We start from the raw sequence: 21,829 nt of genomic DNA on the forward strand, positions 1-21,829 counted from the left end.
GACCGTCGTGAGGGTGGTTTCCGCCGCGACGGTGACGGCCGCCAGGGTGGCTTCCAGGGTGGGGATCGCCGTGAGGGCGGTTTCCGTTCCGGCCCGCGTGACAGTGGTTTCCGCGGTGGGGACCGTTCCGAGGGTGGTTTCCGTCGCGACGGCGACGCCCGTCAGGGCGGGTTCCGTGGCGGGGAGCGTCGTGAGGGTGGTCCGCGCGAGGGTGGTTTCCGTTCGGGTCCGCCGCGTGAGGGTGGTTTCCGCGGCGGTGACCGTCGTGAGGGCGGTTTCGGCGGTGACCGTCGCGAGGGCGGCTTCCGCCGCGACGGCGACGCCCGCCAGGGCGGCTTCCGCGGTGGGGATCGTCGTGAGGGCGGTTTCGGCGGCGGCGATCGCCGCGAAGGTGGTTTCCGCCGCGACGGCGACGCCCGCCAGGGCGGCTTCCGTGGCGGTGACCGTCGTGAGGGTGGTCCGCGCGAGGGCGGGTTCCGCCGCGACGGGGAGACCCGCGAGCGCGGCTTCCGCGGCGGCGACCGTGAGGGCACCTTCCGCAGCGGGGACCGCCGTGAGGGTGGTTTCCGCGGTGGGGACCGTCGCGAGGGTGATGCCCGTTCCGGGCCGCGCGAGGGTGGCTTCCGTTCGGGTCCGCCGCGTGAGGGCGGCTTCCGCAGCGGCGAGCGGACCGGCGGTCACGGCGACCGCCCGCGCCGGGACGACCGGCCGGGATTCGAGGACCGACGCCGGGACGGCGGCTACGGCGGCGGGGACGCGTCGCGCGACCGCCGGGACGATCGGCGTGACCGTGGCGAGCAGTCGGGGGCTGTCGCCCCGGCGCTGCCCGACGAGATCGTCGCGTCCGACCTGGACCAGGCCGTCCGCGCGGAGCTGCTGTCGCTGGCCAAGCCGGTGGCGGACACCGTCGCCCGGCACCTCGTCGCGACCGGCCAGCTGATCGACGAGGACCCGGCGGAGGCGCTGGCGCACGCGCTCGCCGCGCGTCGGCTCGCGTCGCGCATCTCGGCCGTGCGTGAGGCGGTCGGGTTGGCCGCGTACCACGCGGGGGAGTGGCAGACGGCGATCGCCGAGCTGCGCACGTACCACCGGATGACCGGCTTGCAGAGCCATCTGGCCGTGCTCGCCGACTGCGAGCGGGCGCTCGGGCGCCCGGAGCGGGCGATCGACCTGTTCCGGGGCGCCGACCGGGAGAAGCTCGACCAGGCCGTCGCGATCGAGCTGCTGATCGTCGCCGCCGGGGCCCGGGGTGACCTCGGCCAGAAGGACGCGGCCGTGGCCATGCTCCAGGTCCGCGAGCTGACCAACGACGCGGCCGAGCCGTGGGCCGCCCGGCTCCGGTACGCGTACGCCGACGCGCTGCTCGCCGTGGGCCGGCGCGAGGAGGCCCGGGAGTGGTTCTCCCGGGCGGCCGACATCGACGCCGAGGGCGACACCGACGCAGCCGAGCGGCTGCTCGAACTCGACGGGGTGCTGATCGAGGGCGACGACGTGGACGACGAGCCGGATGCCGACCGCACCGGCGGCGCGGACGCCGACGCCGCCGAAGACGACGCTGAAGACGAAGACGGCGACTTCGACGAGGACGAAGACGCCGAGGACGACGACGAAGACGACGCCGATGTCGACGAGGACGGCGCGGCCCGGGCGGCTGCGGCCCGGACCGGGTCGGCGCCGGTGGAGACCGAGCGGGGCGCGGAGTCCGCGGCCTCGCCCGAGCCGGGCGCGGATCTGCGGTGACGACGGACACCGGGGACCGGCTGGTCGACGGATACTCGCTGGTCGTCTTCGACCTGGACGGGGTCATCTACCTGATCGACCGGCCGATCCCCGGCGCGGTCGAGGCGGTGGGGCGGCTGCACGCCGAGGGGCGGGCGGTCGCGTACGCCACGAACAACGCGTCGCGGCGGGCCAGCGAGGTCGCCGACCTGCTCACCGGAATGGGTGTGCCCGCCGCAGCGGAGGAGGTGCTCACCTCCGCGGGCGCCTCCGCCGAGCTGCTGGCGGAGCGGCTGCCCGCCGGCTCGCCGGTCCTGGTGGTGGGGGCGGAGGCGCTGCGCGCCGAGATCACCGCCGCCGGGCTGCGCCCGGTGTCCCGCGTCGACGAGTCCCCCGTCGCCGTCGTGCAGGGGTACGGCCCGCAGGTCGGCTGGGCGGACCTGGCCGAGGCGTCCCTGGCCGTGCGGGCCGGGGCGCAGTGGATCGCCACGAACACCGACCGGACCCTGCCCAGCGGGCGGGGACCGCTGCCGGGCAACGGGTCGCTGGTGGCCGTGCTGCGGACCGCGCTGGACCGTGAGCCCGACGTGGTCGTGGGCAAGCCCGAGCCGGCGCTGTTCGCCACCGCTGCCCGTCGGGCGGGGCAGGGGCGCACCCTCGTGGTGGGCGACCGGCTCGACACCGACATCGAGGGCGCCCGGCGGGCCGGCCTGGACAGCCTGCTCGTGCTGACCGGCGTCAGCGACGTGCCCGAACTGCTGGCCGCCCCGGCGGCGCGCCGGCCGACGTACGTCTCGGTCGACCTCGCCGGGCTGTTCGATCCGGCGGCGGTGGTCCGGGTGCCGGGTGCCGCCGAGACGGGCGGTTGGTCGGTGCGCGCGACCGACGGCGGCTTGGAGCTGGCCGGCGCCGGCCGGCCGCTGGACGCCCTGGCCGCGCTCTGTGCCGTCGCGTGGACGACCGGCACGGGCGCGCGGGTACGGGCGGCTGCGCCGGAGGCCGAGGCCGCCCTGGCTGCCCTCGGCCTGGCCGACTGACCCACCGAGCGACGGGCGCAGCCCGCGCCGCCGACCCCGGTCGTTCCGGGTCCGGTGGCGCGGGCTGCGCCCGTCCCGGGGCCGTCAGAGCAGCTTGCGGAGCTTCATCAGGTCGAACGGGTTCGCCTTGATCGACACCCGGCGGGACGCGATCGCCTTGGTCACGTCGAGCTGGCCGCGCACGAGGGCGAGCAGGTCGTCGCTGCTGGTGCTCAGTGCGATCTTCGCCTTGGGGTCGTCGCCGTCGGTCAGGTCGAGCAGCCGTCCGTCGGTGAGCCGGCCGTGGAAGGCGGTGTCCAGGTCGGTCACCCGGCAGGCCAGGGTGCGGTCCAGGTCGACCCGCTCCCGCACGGCGTCGGCGTTGCGGTCCAGCCGGGCGGCCAGATCCTGCAACGCCTGCCGGCACTCGTCCACGCTGGCCACTTTGTCTCCTCACGCACGCCACGTCCGTTTCCCGGCACCGTACCGCAATGGGCGTCCCACGGCGCCCGGTAGCGTGAGACCCGCAACCCCCACCCCGCGGAAGGACTCAGGCATGCAGGACGCGTGGCGCGCCTACCTCGGACTGGCCATGGGCCTGACGGAGGCGCCCCGGAAGAAGGCACAGGACGTGGTGCGTCGGGTCGTCGGCTCCGGCGAGGCGACGGCGACCCAACTCCAGGCCCTCGCCGAGGAGCTGGTCTCGACCGGCGCGGCCAACCGGGAGGCGCTGACGAAGCTGGTGCGCTTCGAGGTCGACCGCGCGCTCGGCGCGGTCGGGTTGGCCACCGCCGACGAGGTGGCCGAGCTGACCCGTCGGGTGCACGAGCTGGAACGCCAGCTGCGGGAGGCCCGGACCGGCCCCGCCGAACCCGCCCCGCAGTCAGCCGCCCCGCAGGCGTCGGCCCCCAAGTCGCCCGGGGCGGAGCCGTCCGGGTCGCCTGCCCCCGTGGCGAAGAAGGCGGTCGCGAAGAAAGCGGTCGCGAAGAAGGCCGTCGCGAAGAAGGCGCCCGCCACGGTGAGCCGCACGGAGTCGGAGGCAGGGGCGGCGGAGCCGGCCCGCCCGGCGAAGAAGGCGCCGGCCCGCAAGCAGCAGCCGGGCGGTGCGGCGTGAGGGTGCCCGTGCCGGGTCGGGGCCGGCGGTGAGTGGGCCGTTCCGGCCGGGTCCACCGCCCGGCGGTCGGCCCGCGCCGCCGCCGGGGCCCCGGCCGGGTCCGCCACCTCGCCCGGTGACCGACGCCGACGACGGCGACGCCCGGCACCCGGCCGTGGACGCCGCGGTGCAGGCGATGGCGAACGCCGCGTCGCTGTCCCCGGCCGACCAGATCCCGCAGTACGAGGCCGCGTACCAGACGCTGCGGGAAACCCTCGCCACCATCGACCAGGCCTGACCGACCGGAGATCCACCCCATGGCACGTCGCAACCGGCTCGACGCCGAACTCGTCCGTCGCGGTCTGGCCCGGTCCCGCGAGCAGGCCGCCGCGCTGGTCGAGGCCGGCCGGGTCCAGCTGCGCGGGGTGCCGGCCCGCAAGGCCGCCGCGCTGGTCGACCCCGCCGATCCGCTGCTGGTCACCGGTGCCGACCCCACCTCGGAGTACGTCTCCCGGGGCGGCCACAAGCTGGCCGGGGCGCTGGCCGCGTTCACCCCGGACGGGCTGCGGGTGGCGGGCCGGCGCTGCCTCGACGCCGGCGCGTCGACCGGCGGCTTCACCGACGTCCTGCTGCGCGCCGACGCGGCCGAGGTCGTCGCCGTGGACGTCGGCTACGGGCAGCTCGCGTGGGCGCTGCGCACCGACGACCGGGTACGGGTGTTCGAGCGGACCAACGTCCGCACGCTGACGCCGGAGGCGATCGGCGGGGAGGTCGACCTGACGGTGGCGGACCTGTCGTTCATCTCGCTGCGGTTGGTGCTGCCGGCGCTGGCCGCCTGCACCCGGGCCGACGGCGACCTGGCGTTGATGGTGAAGCCCCAGTTCGAGGTCGGCAGGGAACGCGTCGGCGCGGGCGGGGTCGTGCGCGATCCGGCGCTGCGCGCCGAGGCGGTCCTGGACGTGTCGGCGGCGGCGGCCCAGCTAGGCCTGGGGCTCGCGGGCGTGACCGCCAGCCCGCTGCCGGGGCCCAGCGGCAACGTCGAGTTCTTCGTATGGTTACGCCGGGGCGCGCCGGCGGCCGACCCGGAGCGGGTGCGGGCCGTCGTGGCGGCCGGCCCGCAGGGCGCGAGCCCGTCCGGTGACGTGCCGGACGCGGCCCCGGAGGAGGTGGCAGGGTGAGCGCGAGGAGTGAGCTTGCGAGCCCCGCAGTCGCGAACGGAGGCGGCGGGGTGAGCGCGAGGAGTGAGCTTGCGAGCCCCGCAGTCGCGAACGGAAGGTGGATCCGTTGAGTCGTACCGCGCTGCTGGTGACGCACACCGGCCGGCGTCGCAGCACGGAGCACGCCCGGGCGGTCGCGGCGGACCTGATCGCCGCGGGGTTCGAGGTGCGGGTGGTGGCCGAGGAGGCCGACGACCTGGACCTGCCGGGCGTGGTGCCGGTGACGGGGCCGGAGGCCGCCGAGGGGGCCGAGATCGTCTTCGCCCTGGGCGGGGACGGCACGTTCCTGCGCGCGGCGGAGCTGGCCCGGCCGGCGAAGGTGCCGCTGCTCGGCATCAACCTGGGCAAGGTCGGCTTCCTCGCCGAGGCGGAGATCGACGACCTGGACGTGGCGGTGCGCGACGTGGTGGACCGCAACTACACGGTGGACGAGCGGCTCACCCTCGACGTGACGGCGCAGTTCGACGGTGGCCCGACGATCGAGTCCTGGGCGCTCAACGAGATCAGCGTCGAGAAGGGCGAGCGGGCCCAGATGCTGGAGCTGCTGGTCGACGTGGACGGCCGACCGCTGTCGCGGTACGGCTGCGACGGCGTGGTCTGCGCGACCCCCACGGGCTCGACGGCGTACGCGTTCTCGGGCGGCGGGCCGGTGGTCTGGCCGGAGGTGGAGGCGCTGCTGCTGGTCCCGATCAGCGCGCACGCGCTGTTCAGCCGGCCGTTGGTGACCGCGCCCACGTCGACGTTCTCGATCACGGTGGACCCGTTCACCACCCTCGCGGTGTTGTGCTGCGACGGCCGGCGCGTCTACGACCTGCCGCCGGGGGCGCAGGTGACGGTGCGGCGGGGTGCGCTGCCGGTGCGGGTGGTGCGGCTGCGGGCCCGGTCGTTCACCGACCGCCTGGTGGCGAAGTTCGGGTTGCCGGTGCACGGCTGGCGGGGCAACCGCAGGTGAGCGACGTCTCCGGGGCGGCCCGGCGGCGCGGGTCGACCGCTGGTCGGCCGGGGTGCCGGCGGAGGTGACGGGGGCGGCCGCCGGCGGGCGGTCACCGCGTCCCGGCCGTGCCGGCTGGTCAACTGTCGGGGCCCGCGTCTACTGTCGGGTGCTGTGCTGGAAGAGCTGCGCATCACCGGACTGGGCGTCATCGAGGACACCACGCTGCCGTTGGCCGGCGGGATGAACGTCATCACCGGCGAGACCGGTGCGGGCAAGACGATGGTGGTGACCGGCCTCGGCCTGCTCTTCGGCGGCCGGGCCGACGCGGGCCGGGTGCGGGCCCAGCCGGGCCGGGCGGTGGTCGAGGGGCGGCTGCGGCTCGGTGGCCGGGTGGCCGCCGCCGTGCACGCCCGGGTCACCGACGCCGGTGGGGAGCCTGACGACGACGGCTCGCTGCTGTTGAGCCGCACGGTCACCGTGGAGGGTCGCTCGCGGGCGCACCTGGGCGGGCGCGGGATGCCGGTGGCGATGCTCGGCGAGGTCGGCGAGCAGGTGGTGGCGGTGCACGGTCAGTCCGACCAGCTGCGCCTGCTGCGGCCAGCCGAGCAGCGGGCCGCGCTGGACCGGTTCGCCGGCCCGGAGCACGAGAAGCTCCTCGACGCGCTGCGGGAGGCGTACGCCCGGTGGCGGGCGGTGGTCGACGACCTGGCCGACCGGCGGCGCAACGCCCGGGCGCGCCATCAGGAGGCGGACCTGCTCCGGCTGGGGCTCGACGAGATCAGCCGGGTGGATCCGCAGCCGGGCGAGGACGACGAGTTGCGGGCCGAGGCGCAGCGCCTGGAGCACGCGGAGGGGCTGCGTACGGCGGCGCAGACGGCGCACCAGTGCGTCGCGGGCGGCACCGAGCCGACCGACGAGACGCCGGACGCCACGGCGCTGCTGGGGCTGGCCCGGCGCACCCTGGAGGCCCAGGCGGGCACCGATCCGGCACTGGGTGACCTGGCGGCCCGGTTGGAGGAGGCGGCGACGCTTGTCGCGGACGTGTCGGCGGAGCTGTCGACGTATCTGGCGGCGTTGGACGCGGACCCGGCCCGGTTGCAGGTCGTCTACGAGCGGCGGGCGGCGCTGCGGGCGCTGACCCGTAAGTACGCCGACGACGTCGACGGGGTGGTGGCGTGGGCGGAGCGGGCGCGGACGCGGCTGTCCGATCTGGACACCTCCGACGACGTGCTGGACGAGCTGGACCGGGAGGCCGCCCGGCTGGCCGGTGAGGTGGCCGAGCTGGCGGGGCGGGTGTCGGCGTCCCGGCAGGAGGCGGCGTCCCGGTTCGCCGAGCAGGTGACGGTCGAGCTGGCCGGGTTGGCGATGCCGCACGCCCGCATCGAGGTGGCGGTGCTGCCCCGGCCGGCGGGCAGGTCGGAGCCGAGCCTGGCGGTCAACGGCGTGGAGGTGGGCGTCGGCCCGGACGGCGGCGACGAGGTGGAGTTGCGGCTGCTGGCGCACCCGGGGGCCCCGTCGCTGCCGTTGCAGCGGGGCGCGTCCGGCGGTGAGCTGTCCCGGGTGATGCTCGCCATCGAGGTGGTGTTCGCGGGCTCGGGTGGCCCGCCGACGCTGGTCTTCGACGAGGTCGACGCGGGCGTGGGCGGCCAGGCGGCGGTGGAGATCGGCCGGCGGTTGGCCCGACTGGCCCGCAGCCACCAGGTGCTGGTGGTCACCCACCTGCCGCAGGTGGCGGCGTTCGCCGACCGGCACCTGGTGGTGGCGAAGGACACGGGTGGCGCGGTGACCACCAGCGGGGTGCGGGTGGTGGAGGACACCGAGCGGGCCCGGGAGCTGGCCCGGATGCTGGCGGGTTTGCCGGATTCGGATCTGGGTATCGCTCACGCCGAGGAGCTGTTGGCCGTGGCGGCGCGCGAAAGGCGGCCGTGACGGCGGGTATTGTGAGCGCGCGCACACCGTGGCGCGCTCCGGTGTGCTTCCCTGGGTAGGCGGCCCTGCTCAGGCATGTCGCGACAGAAAAGCCTGCCTCACATGCCAGGATGGTCACGATGCGTCTACCCACGTTGCGCCGGACCCGTAACACCGAGCCGGACACAGTCCTCGGCACCGCGCGCCTCGACCGCCGGACGAAGCGCCTGGTCGGCCGGCTGCGTCCGGGCGACATCGCGGTCATCGACCACGTCGACCTGGACCGGGTGGCGGCCGATTCGCTGGTGGCGGTCGGTGTCGCCGCCGTCCTCAACGCGAAGCCGTCGGTCTCCGGCCGTTATCCGAACCTCGGGCCGGAGGTGCTGGTGACCGCCGGCATCCCGCTCCTGGACGACCTGGGCGAGGGGATCTTCGAGCGGGTCCGGGAGGGCGACACCGTCCGGATCGAGGGCAACACGGTGTTCGTCGGCGGCGAGCCGGTCGCGCACGGCGCGTTGCAGGACGCCGAGTCGGTGGCGAAGGCGATGGCCGACGCCCGCGAGGGGCTGTCGGTGCAGTTGGAGGCGTTCGCCGCCAACACGATGGACTATCTCAAGCAGGAGCGTGACCTGCTCCTCGACGGCGTGGGCGTGCCGGAGATCCAGACCCAGATCCAGGGTCGGCACTGCCTGATCGTGGTCCGTGGCTACGACTACAAGGCCGACCTGGACGTGCTGCGGCCGTACATCCGGGAGTTCAAGCCGGTGCTGATCGGCGTGGACGGCGGGGCGGACGCGCTGGTCGAGGCCGGCTACACCCCTGACATGATCATCGGTGACATGGACTCGGTGACCGACGACGTGCTGCGCTGCGGCGCCGAGGTGATCGTGCACGCCTACCCCGACGGCCGGGCCCCGGGGCTGCCCCGGGTCACCGGGCTGGGCGTCGAGGCGATCACCTTCCCGGCGGCGGCCACCAGCGAGGACCTGGCGATGCTGCTGGCCGACGAGAAGGGCGCCTCGCTGCTGGTGGCGGTGGGCACGCACGCCACCCTGGTCGAGTTCCTGGACAAGGGCCGGGGCGGGATGGCCTCGACGTTCCTCACCCGGCTCAAGGTCGGCGGGAAGCTGGTGGACGCCAAGGGCGTCAGCCGGCTCTACCGGCAGAGCATCTCCGGTTCGTCGCTGCTGCTGCTGGTCCTGTCGGCGGTGGCGGCGATGGCCTCGGCCGTCGCGGTCTCCACCGTCGGCAAGGCGTACCTGGGCGTGGTCAGTGAATGGTGGAACAATTTCGTGTTCCAGCTCGGCCAGCTCTTCTAGCTCCCCGACCGATCAAGAGGCTGCAAGCGTGATCAACTTCCGCTACCACGTGGTGTCCCTGACCGCGGTCTTCCTGGCGCTGGCCATCGGCCTGGTCGTCGGCACGGCCGCCCTCAACGGCCCGGTCGCCGACTCGCTCAAGGAGCGGGTCAACGGGCTGAGCAAGGACAACCAGCAGATGCGCCAGGCGGTCAACAACATGCAGAAGGAGATCGAGCTGGAGGAGCAGTTCGCCGCCGAGATCGCCCAGGTCGTCCTGCCGGGCAAGCTCACCGGGCGCCGCGTGCTGCTGCTCACCCTGCCCAGCGGGCGCGAGCACACCGAGGGCGTGCTCAAGATGCTCCAGCTCGGCGGCGCCCAGGTCACCGGCCGGGTCGACCTGCAGGACAAGTTCATCAACCCGGACAACAACAACAACCTGATGGAGCTGGCCGTGACCGCCGCCCGGCCGAGCGCCCCCGCCTCGGGGCTGCCCGGCAACGGGCACGGGGTGGAGACGTCCAGCGCCCTGCTGGCCAGCGTGCTGCTGGACCGCGCCGACGGCGCGTCCCCGGCCACCGAGGCCGACCGCCGGGCGGTGCTGGCGTCGTACAGCAACGCCGGTTACCTGACGACCGACGAAAAGGTGACCGGGCCCGCCGAGGCGGTGGTGCTGGTCAGCGGCCAGCCGTACGTGGACAAGGACTCCGCCAAGAAGGACGAGTCGGTGGTCAAGGTCGCCGAGCAGTTCGACCGGACGGGGGCGATCGTGGTGGCCGGCAACGGCTCGGCCGGCGGCAACGTCGTCGCGGTCGTCCGGGGCGACCCGGTGCTGTCGCAGACCATCTCCACCGTCGACGACGCCAACACCACCCAGGGGCAGCTGGTCACCACGCTCGCCCTGGTGCAGCAGCTCGTGGAGAAGAAGGCGGGCCAGTACGGCGTGGGCGACAACGCGTCCGCGCTGCTGCCTAGACTGCCCCAGTGAGCGAACGACGTACCCGGGTGTCCGATCCTTCCCGCCGTGCGTGCGGCGTACCGAACGGGGTGACCGCGTGAGCCTGCTGGGCCGCCTGCTGATCGTCGGGGCCGGTGCCGCCGCCGCCCGGTACGCGCTGCGCGAGGTGCGTACCTCGCCGGCCGCCCCGGCGCTGGAGCGCACCAACTTCCGGGGCCGCACCGTGACCCTCGCCGCCGGGCCGGCGCTCGCCGCCGGCGCCGCCGCGGCCGGGGCGTTCGGCGCGTCCAGCGCCCCCGCCGGCGCCGCCGCGCTCGTGGCCGGCGTGGGCGGGGGAGCGGTCGGGGTCTACGACGACGTGGTGGGCGCCCGGCCCGAGCAGAAGGCCGCCAAGGGCTTCGCCGGGCACCTCGCCGCCCTGCGTGAGGGCCGGGTCACCGCCGGGCTCGTCAAGATCGTCGGGGTGGGCGCGGCGGGGCTGGCCGCGTCGGCGCTGCTCGCCGCCGACCGGGCCGTCGCCGCCCACCCCCGCCGCCAGCGGCACGGCGCGGTGGGCCGCACCGCCGACGTGCTCCTCGGCGCCGGGGTGATCGCCGGCACCGCCAACCTGCTCAACCTGCTGGACCTGCGGCCGGGGCGGGCGCTGAAGTCCGCGCTGCTGCTCGGCGCGCCGCTGACCGGGGGCCCGCACGGTGGGATCGCCGCCGGGGCGGTGGGCGCCGCCGCCGGCCTGCTCGCCGACGACCTCGACGAGCAGGTGATGGTCGGCGACGGCGGGGCCAACGCGATCGGCGCGGTGCTCGGGGTGGCCCTCGCCGCCCGCACCGGGCCGCTGGGCCGGGCCGGCCTGCTCGCCGTGCTCGCCGGGCTCACCGCCGCCAGCGAGAAGGTCAGCTTCACCCAGGTCATCCAGGCCACCCCGGGCCTGCGCGAGCTGGACGCGCTGGGCCGGCGCACCGACTGACGTGCGCCCGGTGCCCATGAGCCCGGCAATGCCGGCGCGGCGAACGGCCGACGTGCGGGCCGCCGCGACCGACGGGAAGGCCCCCTGCTGACGTGAAGAACCCGGCACCCCTCGCCGGCGCCGGCCGGGTGGCCGGGGCGGCCGCCCTCATCGCGGTGCTCACCGTCGTCGCCCGGCTCGCCGGCTTCGGCCGCACGGCCGTGTTCACCTGGGTGGTGGAGCGCAGCGACCTCGGAGGCATGTACGTGGTCGCCAACATCGCGCCGAACATCATCTTCGAGATCGTCGCCGGTGGGGCGCTGGCCAGCCTGGTGGTGCCGCTGCTGGCCGGCCCGGTCGCGGCGGGCGACCGGCGGGCCGTCGGCGCGACCACCGGCGCCCTGCTGACCTGGACGCTGACCCTGCTGGTGCCCCTCGCGGCGCTGGTGGCGCTGCTGGCCGGGCCGATCGTCGAGGCGCTCAGCTCCGGCCGCAGCCCCGCCGAGCTGGCCGCCGGGGCGCGCATGCTGCGGATCTTCGCCCCTCAGCTGCCGCTCTACGGCATCGGGATCGTGCTCACCGGCGTCCTGCAGGCACACCGCCGCTTCGCCTGGCCCGTCATCGCCCCGCTGCTGTCCAGCCTCACCGTGATCGTGGTCTACCTGACCTTCGGCGGCGTCGAGGGCCGGGGGGCCAGCATCGCCGGGGTGAGCCGGGGCGGCGAGCTGATCCTGACCGGCGGCACCACCCTCGGCGTGGTCGTGCTGTCGCTGTCGCTGCTGATCCCGCTGCGCCGGCTCGGCCTGCGGCTGCGCTTCGGGTACGCGTTCGACGCCGACGCCCGCGCCCGGGTCGGCGGACTCGCGGCGGCCGGGGCGGTCACCGTCGCCGCCCAGCAGCTCGCCCTCGCCGTGGTCGTCAAGAGCGCCTCCGGCGGCCCCACCGGCTCCCCGCAGGTGTTCAACCTGGCCCAGACGATGTACCTGCTGCCCTGGGCGGTGCTCGCCGTGCCGTTGGCGGTCGCCGCGTACCCGACCCTGGCGGCGGCGTCGGCGGCCGGCGACGAACGGGCGTACCGGGACACCCTCGCCGCCACGACCCGGGGGGTGCTGTTGTTCAGCTGCCTCGGCGCGGCGGCCCTCGCCGGCACCGCCGCCCCGGTCGCCGCGTTCTTCTACCCCGACGACCCGGCCCCGGTGGCCGCCGCGATCGCCGGCTTCGCCCCCGGCCTGCTCGGCTACGGGCTGTTCGCGGTGCTCTCCCGCGCCCTGTACGCCCGCGGCGACACCCGGCCGGCCACCGTGGCCATCACCGTCGGCTGGCTGGCGGTGCCGCTGGCCGTCGTCCCCCTCGCCGCGCTGCTGCCCCGCGCCGACCGGGTGCTCGCGGTGACCCTGGCCAACTCCGCCGGCATGCTGCTGCTCGGTGTCCTGCTGGTCGTCGCGGCGCGCCGCGCGGCGGGGCCTGCCGCGCTGGCCGGGGCGGCCCGCGCGGGGGCGGCGGGGCTGCTCGGCGGGGCGCTCGCGGCGCTCGCCGGGGCGGCCACCGCGCATGCCCTGGCCGGGGCCGGGGCCGGCACCCCGACGACACTCGCGGCCCTCGTGCAGGGCATGCTGTCTGCAGCCGTGGTCGGGGTCGTGTTCCTCGCCGTGGCGTACCTGGCCGACCGGCGGGACGTGCGGCCGCTGCTCGCCGCCGTGGGTCGCCGGTTGCCCGGTGCGCTGCGGCGCGGCGGGCGCTCCGGTGGGCCCCGGCAGCAGGACGTGGTCGGTCCGGAACGGGGCGACGGGAAGGAGACGGTGTCCGGGTGAGCGGGACGACGGGCGGCCGACCGGGGGTGGCGGTGGACCGGAGGTGGTCGCGGTGACGGGCGCGACACCGGCACCCGGGCGGCACGGCACCGTGGCGCTGTTGCTCGCCTCCAGCACCGGCGGCGTCGGCCAACACGTCCGTTCCGTCGCCCGGGGCCTCGCCGCGGCGGGCCGCGCCGTGCTGGTCTGCGGGCCCGCCGCCACCGAGGAGCAGTTCGACTTCACCGGCGCCGGCGCCCGCTTCCAGCCCGTCGAGATCCCGGCCAGCCCGACTCCCGCCGACGCCCGGGCCGTGGCCGCGCTGCGCCGCGCGCTGGCCGCCGAACCGGTCGCGGTCGTGCACGCGCACGGGCTGCGCGCCGGGCTCGTCGCCGTCCTGGCCCGGCCGGCGGCCCCGGTCGTGGTCACCTGGCACAACGCGGTGCTCGCCCGGGGGTTGCGCGGCGGGCTGTCCCGGCTGGCCGAGCGGTTCGTCGCCCGGGGCGCCCGGGTCGCCCTCGGCGCCAGCGCCGACCTGGTCGGGCGCGCCGCCGCCCTCGGCGCCGCCGACGCCCGGCTGGCCCCGGTCGCCGCGCCGGCGCTGCCCGCGCCACGTCGCCGCCGGTCCGCCGTCCGCGCCGAGTTCGCGGTCGCCGCCGGCCAGCCGCTGATCCTTTCCGTGGGCCGGCTGCACCCCCAGAAGCGGTACGACGTGCTGGTCGACGCCGCCGCCCGGTGGCGCGGCCGGACCCCGCCGCCGGTCGTGGTGATCGCCGGCAGCGGCCCGGCGTACCTGCCCCTCGCCGCCCGGATCTCCGCCGCGCGGGCCCCGGTCACCCTGCTCGGGCACCGCACCGACGTGGCCGACCTGCTCGCCGGCGCGGACCTTGCCGTGGTGACCAGCGACTGGGAGGCCCGCCAGTTGTTCGCGCAGGAGGCGCTGCGGGCCGGCGTACCGCTGATCGCGACCGCCGTCGGCGGCCTGCCGGAGCTGGTCGGCGACGCCGCGGTGCTGGTGTCCCCGGGCGACGTCGACGCGGTCGACGCGGCCGTGCGCGCGCTGCTCGACGACGACGACCGGCGGGCCGAGCTGGGCCGGCGCGGTGCCGCGCGGGCGGCGACGTGGCCCACCGAGGCGGACACCGTCGCCCAGCTGACCGCGCTCTACGCGGAGCTGGCCGGCGACACCAGCGGTCCGGCCGCCCCCGGCGCGGACGCCCCGTCGACGGGACGCCGGTGATGCTGCGCGCACTGAAGCCGGTGCTGCTGCGCAGGCTGCCGCCGGTCCTGCTGACCCTGCTCGTCGTGGTGCTGGGGGTGACCGCGCTCGCCGCCCGGCCCGCCACCGAGACGCCCCGGCGCACCGCCGACTTCGTGGTGCTCGTCGGGGTGGCCGGCCTGCGCTGGGACGACGTCGACCCGCAGACCACCCCGACGCTGTGGCGGATGGCCCAGCAGGGCTCGATCGGCTCCCTGTCGGTGCGTTCCGCCCACCGGCCCACCTGCCCCGTCGACGGCTGGCTGACCCTGGGCGCCGGCAACTTCGCCGCCTGGAACGGCAGCAGGGGCGGCGGCGTGTGCCCGCCGGCCGGGGTGACGGTCGAGCAGCCCGACGGCATCGGCGCGAACCTGCCCGACCAGGAGAGCGTCGTGCAGCACAACCAGCAGCGCCTGCCCTGGGGCGCGGTGCCCGGCGCGCTGGCGGAGTCGGTGCGCTGCTCGGTCGCCGTCGGCCCCGGCGCGGCGGTGGCCGCCGCCCGCCCGTTCGGCCGCGTCGACCGGTACGCTGCGGCGCTGCCCGACGACCCGGCCCCGCTGCTCGGCTCCTGCGTGCTGAGCGTCGTCGACCTCGGCACCGTCGCCGGCGACGACCGTTCGGCCCGGGCCGAGCAGGCCCGCCGGGCCGACGCCGACCTGGCCCGGGTCCTCGCCGGCCGGCCCCCGCGCTCCCTGGTGCTGGTCGCCGGGATCTCCGACACCGACCTGCCGTCGCGGCTGCACGTCGCCGTCGCCGACGGGCCGGGCTGGGAACGGGGCTGGCTCACCTCGCCGACCACCGGCCGGGAGGGATACCTGCAACTGGTCGACCTCGCGCCGACCGCGCTCGCCGCGCTGGGCCGGCCGATGCCGGAACGGCTGTTCCTCGGCCGACCCGCCCTCTCCGTCGGCGGCCGCCCGGCGGACCTGCCCACCGCGCTCGCCGCGCCGGCCGACGCCGACCGGGAGGCCGCCGCCCAGCAGCGGGTCGCCGGCTGGTTCTTCGCCCTGCTCGCCGGCGCGCAGGTGCTGCTGGCCGTGGCGGTGCTGCCGCTGCTGCGCCGCGCCCGCCGCCACGCCGGGCCCGTCGGCCCGGCGCCGGTGCCCCGGCGGGTGGTGGCCGTGGTCGAACTGCTGCTGATCGCCGCCGCCCTCGCGGTGCCGGCGGCCCTGCTCGCCGACGTGGTGCCGTGGTGGCGCGGCGACCACGCCGGCTGGTGGTTCGCCGCGACCACCGTGCTGCTGCTGGTCGGGGCGACCGCCGCCGTGCGGTTCGCCCCCGGGCACGACGCGACGCTCGGGCCGCTGGGCGCGGTCGCCGGCCTGGCCACCCTCGTGGTCGCCGCCGACGTGCTCACCGGCGCCCGGTTGCAGCTCAACGGGGTGACCGGCTACTCGGCGCTGGAGGGCGGCCGGTTCTCCGGCCTGGGCACCGTCGGGCTCGGCGTGTTCGCCGCCGGGTCGCTGCTGTGCGCCGGCTGGCTGGCCCAGCGGGTCCACCGCCGGTGGCGGCCCATGGTCGTCGTCGCCGTCGGCGGGGCCGCCGTGGTGGTGGTCGGCAGCCCCTACCTCGGCGCGGACTCCATCGGCGCGATCGCGCTGACGGCCGGGGTGAGCGTGGCCGCCGCGATCAGCACCGGCGGCTGGCTGACGGTCAGCCGGCTGGTCTGGGCGGGCATGGCGGGGCTGGCGGTCACGATCGGCTTCGCGGTGCTCGACCTGCGCCGGCCGGCGACCGAGCGGGGCAGCCTCGGCCGGTTCCTGGCCGCCCTCGGCGACGGCACCGGCGGGCTGACCGTCCACCGGTCCAGCACGGCCAACTTCGAGACCCTGGTCAACAGCCCGCTCACGGTGCTGGCCCTGGCCGGTGCCCTGCTGGTCTGGTTCGCGCTGCTCCAGCCGTGGGGCGGGCTGATGCGGCTGTTCGGCATCTACCCGGCGATGCGGGCCGCGATGGCCGGCACGGGCGTGGCCGCCGGCCTCGGCGGGCTGCTCGGCGGCTCCGCGCTCGACGTGGCCGGCGCCGCCGGCGCGCTGGTGGTGCCGATGGCGGCGCTCGCGGCGCTGCGGGTGCTCGACCACTCCACCGACCGGACCCAGCCGGGCGACGGCGGCCCCGCCAACGGCCGGCTCGGCGTCGCCCCGCCGGGTGGCCCGGACCGTCCCGACGCCGACGCCGGGACCGGGGCCGGCGAGCAGACGTCGACCGGCGACGCGCCCGCGTCGCCGCCCGCCGACCCGCCCCCCGCCGACGGGGTCGCGGGCGGCGGCGGGGACGCGCCGGACCGGGCCACCGGGCGGGCCGCCCGCGCATCGACGGGGGTCGCGACGGCCTGACCTGGTGCGCCGCCCGGCCGGGCGACCTCGGGTGCGGCCTGCGGACCCGGCCAGGGGAGGTGTTACCGTGGAGTCCCGTGGATCGCGTGATCACTTGGCCCGCAGCCGGCACGGCCGGTTGTTCGGCACTGATCGGCACGACGGTCTGCACGACCGCGACGGACGACACGGGAGCAGGCCTTGGCCCCTTCAGCACGGACGACCAGGCACATTTTCGTCACCGGGGGCGTCGCCTCCTCGTTGGGTAAGGGCCTCACCGCCTCCAGCCTCGGCAACCTCCTCTCGGCCCGCGGGCTGCGCGTGGTGATGCAGAAGCTGGACCCGTACCTCAACGTCGACCCGGGGACGATGAACCCGTTCCAGCACGGCGAGGTCTTCATCACCGAGGACGGCGCCGAGACCGACCTCGACGTCGGGCACTACGAGCGTTTCCTCGACCGGGACCTGTCCGGCAAGGCGAACGTCACCACCGGCCAGATCTACTCGGACGTGATCGCGAAGGAGCGGCGCGGCGAATACCTGGGCGACACCGTCCAGGTGATTCCGCACATCACCAACGAGATCAAGGCCCGCATCCTCGGCATGGCCGACCCGGACGCCGAGGGCCAGATCCCCGACGTGGTGATCACCGAGGTCGGCGGCACCGTCGGCGACATCGAGTCGCTGCCGTTCCTGGAGGCGATCCGCCAGGTCCGCCACGACCTGGGCCGGGACAACTGCTTCTACCTGCACGTCTCCCTGGTGCCCTACCTGGCCCCGTCGGGCGAGCTGAAGACCAAGCCCACCCAGCACTCGGTGGCGCAGCTGCGCAGCATCGGCATCCAGCCCGACGCGCTGGTGCTGCGCTGCGACCGGGAGATCCCGGAGAAGGTCAAGGTCAAGCTGTCGCTCTACTGCGACGTCGACACCGAGGCGGTCGTCGCCGCCCCCGACGCCCCGAGCATCTACGACATCCCGAAGGTGCTGCACCGCGAGGGCCTCGACGCGTACGTGGTGCGCCGCCTCGGCCTGTCCTTCCGCGACGTGGACTGGGCCAGCTGGGACGACCTGCTCGACCGGGTCCACCAGCCCCGGCACACCGTCACCGTGGCGGTGGTCGGCAAGTACGTCGACCTGCCCGACGCGTACCTGTCGGTCAGCGAGGCGATCCGGGCCGCCGGGTTCGGCCACCGGGCCCGGGTGCAGCTGCGCTGGGTGCCCAGCGACGACTGCGTCACCCCGGCCGGCGCGGCGGCGGCCCTGGCCGGCGTGGACGGCATCGTCATCCCCGGCGGCTTCGGCGTACGCGGCATCGAGGGCAAGATCGGCACGGCCCGGTACGCCCGGGAGAACGGCGTACCGCTGCTCGGCCTCTGCCTCGGCCTGCAGTGCATGACCATCGAGGTGGCCCGGCACCTGGCCGGCCTGCACGGGGCCAACTCCCTGGAGTTCGACGAGGAGGCCACCCACCCGGTCATCGCCACCATGGCCGACCAGGAGGACATCGTCGCCGGCCGGGGCGACCTGGGCGGCACCATGCGGCTGGGCGCGTACCCGGCAAAGCTGGCCGGGGGGTCGATCGTCGCCGAGGCGTACGGCGCCACCGAGGTCAGCGAGCGGCACCGGCACCGGTACGAGGTGAACAACGCCTACCGCGACCAGCTCACCAAGGCGGGGCTGCACATCTCCGGCACCTCCCCGGACGGCCGGCTCGTCGAGTTCGTCGAGCTGGACCGCGACCTGCACCCGTTCTTCGTGGCCACCCAGGCGCACCCCGAGCTGAAGAGCCGCCCGACGCGGCCGCACCCGCTGTTCGCGGCGTTCGTGAAGGCCGCCGTCGCCTACTCCGAGGCCGACCAGCTCCCGGTCGACCTGGACGCCCTCGGCGGCGCGGCGGAGGCGGCGGGCAGGGCCGAGCACAACGGCGGCGCGGCCGCCGGGCGCGAGACGGCGTCGGCGTCGTGAGCGCCGTCGAGCACCGCTACGAGGTGACCGACCGGCGGGAACGCTACGCCGGGCGGATCTTCTCCGTGGTCACCGACGAGGTCACCATGCCCGGCGGGGGCACCGCCGCCCGCGACTACGTCCGGCACGTCGGCGCGGTCGCCGTCGTGGCCCTCGACGACGCCGGCCAGGTGGTGCTCATCCGCCAGTACCGGCACCCGGTCGGCCGGCACCTGTGGGAGCTGCCCGCCGGGCTGATGGACGTCTCCGGCGAGGACCTGGCCGCCGCCGCGGCCCGGGAACTGGCAGAGGAGGCCGACCTCACCGCCGGCACCATCGACGTGCTGGTCGACCTGCACAGCTCGCCCGGCTTCTCCAACGAGGTCGTGCGGGTGTTCCTGGCCCGGGACCTCGCCGACGTGCCGGCCGGGCAGCGCCACGAGCGCAGCGAGGAGGAGGCCGACCTCCAGGTCGTCCGGGTCGACCTCGACGAGGCGGTGCGGATGGTGCTGGCCGGGGAGATCACCAACGCCTCCGCCGTGGCGGGGCTGCTCGCCGCCGCCCGCGGCCGGGACGTCGGCTGGTCGGCGCTGCGCCGCCCGGACGCGCCGCTGCCGCGCTGAGCCGGGCCGGCCGGCGGCCCGACGGTGGCCCGCGCCGGCCGGCGGACGGAACGTGACGGGAAGGGGCCGTGCGGCGCGCCGCACGGCCCCTTCGAGACGAGGTGGAGATCAGTCGCGCAGCGGGCGGCCCTGCCCGTCGACGCCGCCGTTGACCAGGATCAGGATGCCGTCGATGGTGCCCCAGAGGGCGCCGAAGCCGCAGGTGACCAGGGTCACCACGAGCTGGAGCACGCCGGTCTTGGTGTCGCCCATGTAGAACCGCCCGACGCCGAAGCCGCCGAGGAGGATGCCGAGTACACCCGCGACGACCTTGCTCTTGTCGGAGACGCCCTGCGGGTACTGCTGGTAAGGAGTGGTCATGGGGCGAAACCATAGTGATCGACTCGCGTCCTGTCCGCAGCGGCACCCCACCGGTGGGACGATGGGAGGCGAACACTGGCGGAACGGCTGATCCGCTCTCCACCGCCGGCCCCATCGATGCCTGACACATCGTCAGCACCCCCGGGCACGGGATGGCACAGTGTCGGCGCCGCGAAACGGGCGGCCCGCCTAGACTGCCGCCGGCGGGACGGTGGACCGCGGCGGCAACGGAGCCTCCGCGCACCGGGCGGTCGGGGCGGGTCGGCCCCGGAGAGAGGTGTCTGCATCGTGAAGGTCGGAATCCCTCGCGAGGTCAAGAACCACGAATACCGCGTGGCCATCACGCCCGCGGGCGTCAACGAGTTCACCCGCAGCGGCCACCAGGTCTTCGTCGAGTCCGGCGCCGGAGTCGGGTCGAGCATCACCGACGAGGAGTTCGCCGCTGCCGGCGCGAAGATCCTGGCGACCGCCGACGAGGTGTGGGACACCGCCGAACTGGTGCTCAAGGTCAAGGAGCCGGTCGCCGAGGAATACCACCGCATGCGCGCCGGGCAGGTGCTCTTCACCTACCTGCACCTGGCCGCGTCCAAGGCGTGCACCGACGCGCTGGTCGACCGGGGGGTCACCGGCATCGCGTACGAGACCGTGGAGCTGCCCGACCGGTCGCTGCCGCTGCTCGCCCCGATGTCCGAGGTGGCCGGCCGGCTCGCCCCGCAGGTCGGCGCGTACCACCTGCAGCGGCAGGGCGGCGGGCGCGGCATCCTGATGGGCGGCGTCTCCGGCGTGTACGCGGCGAAGACCGTGGTCATCGGCGCGGGCGTGTCCGGCATGAACGCCGCCGCGATCGCGCTCGGCCTGCAGGCCGAGGTGCTGCTGCTGGACAAGAACGTGGCCCGGCTGCGCCAGGCCGACGCCATCTACCGCGGCCACCTGCAGACGGTCGCCTCCAACGCGTACGAGATCGAGCGGGCCGTGCTCGACGCGGACCTGGTCATCGGCGCGGTCCTCGTCCCCGGTGCGAAGGCCCCGACCCTGATCTCCAACGAGCTCGTCTCCCGGATGAAGCCGGGCAGCGTGCTCGTCGACATCTCCATCGACCAGGGTGGCTGCTTCGAGGACTCCCGGCCCACCACGCACGCCGAGCCGACCTACCAGGTGCACAACTCGATCTTCTACTGCGTGGCGAACATGCCCGGCGCGGTGCCGCACACCAGCACCTACGCGCTGACCAACGTGACCCTCCCGTACGCCCTGGAGCTGGCCAACCACGGCTGGCGCGAGGCCCTGCGCCGCGACCCGGCCCTGGCGCTGGGCCTGAACACCCACGACGGGCAGGTCGTCTACGGGCCGGTCGCCGAGGCGCACGGCATGCCCACCCTGCCGCTGGCCGAGGTGCTGGCCTGACCGGGCAGCGCAGCGGGGCACCGGACGGGGCCGGCGCGGAACCTTCGCCGGCCCTGCGCCGGGCCCTGCGCGGCTACCTCGACCACCTCACCGTCGAGCGTGGCCTGTCCGCGAACACCCTCGCCTCGTACCGCCGGGACCTGGACCGCTACCTCGCCACCCTGGCCGCCGCCGGGATCGCCGACCTCGCCACCGTCGGGGCGGGCGTCGTCGAGGCGCACCTGGCCCGGCTGCGCGCCGGCGACGACGACCACCCGCCCCTGGCGGTCTCCTCCGCCGCCCGGGCCGCGTCGGCCGTGCGCGGGCTGCACCGCTTCGCCCTGCGCGAGGGGCTGGCCGGCGCCGACCCGAGCCGCGACGTCCGGCCGCCCGCCCCGCCGCGCCGGCTGCCCCGGGCGCTCCCCGTCGACGCGGTCGTGCGGCTGCTGGAGACCGCCGGCCCGGTGACCGCCACCGGCGACGGCGCGCCCCTCGCGCTGCGCGACCGGGCGCTGCTGGAGTTCCTGTACGGCACCGGCGCGCGGATCTCCGAGGCCGTCGGCGCGGCGATCGACGACCTCGACGGCCTCGACAGCGGCGAGGCGGCGGTGCTGCTGCGCGGCAAGGGCGGCCGGACCCGCCTCGTGCCGGTCGGCGGGTACGCCGTCGAGGCGCTGCGCGCCTGGCTGGTGCGCGGCCGACCGGCCCTGGTGGCCGCCGGCCGGGGCACCCCGGCGGTGTTCGTCAACGCGCGCGGGGGCGCGCTGACCCGGCAGGGCGCGTGGACGATCCTGCGGCGGGCCGCCGAACGGGCCGGGCTGCCGGTGGACGGGGCGAACGCCGTCTCCCCGCACACCCTGCGTCACTCGTACGCCACCCACCTGCTCGACGGCGGGGCCGACGTGCGGGTGGTGCAGGAACTGCTCGGCCACGCCTCGGTGACCACCACCCAGGTCTACACGCTGGTCACCGTGGAGCGACTGCGCGAGGTGTACGCCACCGCCCACCCCCGCGCCCGCGGCTGACCGAGGGACGCGTCGACCGGCCCCGCCCACCGGGACCGGCCGGTC

19 protein-coding genes and 1 pseudogene are annotated in these 21,829 nt (G+C 76.0%); 17 read left to right on the plus strand and 3 right to left on the minus strand.

Features of this window, described 5'->3' with window-relative positions; genetic code table 11:
• A pseudogene (locus LPU61_RS21260) lies at positions 1–918 on the minus strand (hypothetical protein); the annotation flags it as partial.
• On the opposite strand from LPU61_RS21260, the gene LPU61_RS21265 reads away from it, so the two are divergent.
• Positions 895–1,740, plus strand: coding sequence for a Replicase polyprotein 1ab (locus LPU61_RS21265; protein WP_229405858.1), 846 nt, complete (start codon positions 895–897; stop codon positions 1,738–1,740). The pseudogene LPU61_RS21260 and the gene LPU61_RS21265 overlap by 24 nt on opposite strands.
• Positions 1,737–2,756 carry an HAD-IIA family hydrolase gene (locus tag LPU61_RS21270; RefSeq protein ID WP_043968079.1) on the plus strand — a complete coding sequence of 340 codons (1,020 nt, stop codon included), beginning with the start codon at positions 1,737–1,739 and terminating at the stop codon, positions 2,754–2,756. Before LPU61_RS21265 ends, LPU61_RS21270 begins: the two co-directional genes overlap by 4 nt.
• Positions 2,757–2,840: 84 nt before the next feature.
• On the opposite strand, the gene LPU61_RS21275 is transcribed toward LPU61_RS21270, so the two are convergent.
• A complete protein-coding gene (locus tag LPU61_RS21275; protein WP_043968081.1) occupies positions 2,841–3,179 on the minus strand; it encodes an SCP2 sterol-binding domain-containing protein in 339 nt (112 codons plus the stop codon).
• Between the two features lie 112 nt (positions 3,180–3,291).
• Here LPU61_RS21275 and LPU61_RS21280 point away from each other — a divergent pair, with 112 nt between their 5' ends.
• The 13 genes from LPU61_RS21280 (at position 3,292) to LPU61_RS21340 (ending at position 19,016) form a co-directional block, all read left to right on the plus strand.
• On the plus strand, positions 3,292–3,849 hold the full coding sequence (locus LPU61_RS21280; RefSeq protein WP_043968083.1) for a phasin family protein: 558 nt from the start codon (positions 3,292–3,294) through the stop codon (positions 3,847–3,849).
• Positions 3,850–3,877: 28 nt separating this feature from the next.
• Entirely contained in the window at positions 3,878–4,126 is a 249-nt protein-coding gene (locus tag LPU61_RS21285) for a hypothetical protein (RefSeq protein WP_043969398.1), read from the plus strand.
• Between the two features lie 19 nt (positions 4,127–4,145).
• The gene (locus LPU61_RS21290; RefSeq protein WP_043968085.1) at positions 4,146–5,006 is read left to right on the plus strand and encodes a TlyA family RNA methyltransferase; all 861 of its coding nucleotides are present in this window, start codon (positions 4,146–4,148) and stop codon (positions 5,004–5,006) included.
• A gap of 106 nt (positions 5,007–5,112) precedes the next feature.
• Positions 5,113–5,997 carry an NAD kinase gene (locus LPU61_RS21295; RefSeq protein ID WP_043969399.1) on the plus strand — a complete coding sequence of 295 codons (885 nt, stop codon included), beginning with the start codon at positions 5,113–5,115 and terminating at the stop codon, positions 5,995–5,997.
• 153 nt (positions 5,998–6,150) lie between these two features.
• Positions 6,151–7,908 carry a DNA repair protein RecN gene (recN, locus tag LPU61_RS21300; RefSeq protein ID WP_043968087.1) on the plus strand — a complete coding sequence of 586 codons (1,758 nt, stop codon included), beginning with the start codon at positions 6,151–6,153 and terminating at the stop codon, positions 7,906–7,908.
• Between the two features lie 119 nt (positions 7,909–8,027).
• A complete protein-coding gene (steA, locus tag LPU61_RS21305; protein ID WP_007075891.1) occupies positions 8,028–9,206 on the plus strand; it encodes a putative cytokinetic ring protein SteA in 1,179 nt (392 codons plus the stop codon).
• Between the two features lie 28 nt (positions 9,207–9,234).
• Positions 9,235–10,173, plus strand: a complete 939-nt coding sequence (locus LPU61_RS21310) for a copper transporter (RefSeq protein ID WP_043968089.1) — start codon at positions 9,235–9,237, stop codon at positions 10,171–10,173.
• 67 nt (positions 10,174–10,240) lie between these two features.
• Positions 10,241–11,107, plus strand: coding sequence for a hypothetical protein (locus LPU61_RS21315; protein ID WP_043969400.1), 867 nt, complete (start codon positions 10,241–10,243; stop codon positions 11,105–11,107).
• A gap of 92 nt (positions 11,108–11,199) precedes the next feature.
• The gene (murJ, locus tag LPU61_RS21320) at positions 11,200–12,897 is read left to right on the plus strand and encodes a murein biosynthesis integral membrane protein MurJ (RefSeq protein ID WP_229405859.1); all 1,698 of its coding nucleotides are present in this window, start codon (positions 11,200–11,202) and stop codon (positions 12,895–12,897) included.
• 52 nt (positions 12,898–12,949) lie between these two features.
• Positions 12,950–14,116, plus strand: coding sequence for a glycosyltransferase family 4 protein (locus LPU61_RS21325; RefSeq protein ID WP_229405860.1), 1,167 nt, complete (start codon positions 12,950–12,952; stop codon positions 14,114–14,116).
• A gap of 23 nt (positions 14,117–14,139) precedes the next feature.
• Positions 14,140–16,470, plus strand: coding sequence for a hypothetical protein (locus LPU61_RS21330; RefSeq protein WP_229406065.1), 2,331 nt, complete (start codon positions 14,140–14,142; stop codon positions 16,468–16,470).
• Between the two features lie 180 nt (positions 16,471–16,650).
• Positions 16,651–18,414 carry a CTP synthase gene (locus tag LPU61_RS21335; protein WP_077939454.1) on the plus strand — a complete coding sequence of 588 codons (1,764 nt, stop codon included), beginning with the start codon at positions 16,651–16,653 and terminating at the stop codon, positions 18,412–18,414.
• Positions 18,411–19,016 carry an NUDIX hydrolase gene (locus LPU61_RS21340; RefSeq protein ID WP_229405861.1) on the plus strand — a complete coding sequence of 202 codons (606 nt, stop codon included), beginning with the start codon at positions 18,411–18,413 and terminating at the stop codon, positions 19,014–19,016. The genes LPU61_RS21335 and LPU61_RS21340 overlap by 4 nt, the downstream gene beginning before the upstream one ends.
• A gap of 108 nt (positions 19,017–19,124) precedes the next feature.
• Here the strand turns inward: LPU61_RS21340 and LPU61_RS21345 are convergent, their stop codons facing one another.
• Positions 19,125–19,439, minus strand: coding sequence for a TM2 domain-containing protein (locus LPU61_RS21345; protein ID WP_043968096.1), 315 nt, complete (start codon positions 19,437–19,439; stop codon positions 19,125–19,127).
• A gap of 225 nt (positions 19,440–19,664) precedes the next feature.
• Here LPU61_RS21345 and ald point away from each other — a divergent pair, with 225 nt between their 5' ends.
• Together ald and LPU61_RS21355 are read left to right on the plus strand one after the other, a co-directional pair.
• The gene (gene ald, locus LPU61_RS21350; RefSeq protein WP_043968097.1) at positions 19,665–20,780 is read left to right on the plus strand and encodes an alanine dehydrogenase; all 1,116 of its coding nucleotides are present in this window, start codon (positions 19,665–19,667) and stop codon (positions 20,778–20,780) included.
• A complete protein-coding gene (locus LPU61_RS21355; RefSeq protein ID WP_043969403.1) occupies positions 20,777–21,784 on the plus strand; it encodes a site-specific tyrosine recombinase XerD in 1,008 nt (335 codons plus the stop codon). Before ald ends, LPU61_RS21355 begins: the two co-directional genes overlap by 4 nt.
• Positions 21,785–21,829 lie beyond the last annotated feature (45 nt).

Origin of the sequence: Micromonospora sp. NBRC 110038 (assembly GCF_020884815.1) — a bacterium.
Classification (GTDB): domain Bacteria; phylum Actinomycetota; class Actinomycetes; order Mycobacteriales; family Micromonosporaceae; genus Micromonospora; species Micromonospora haikouensis.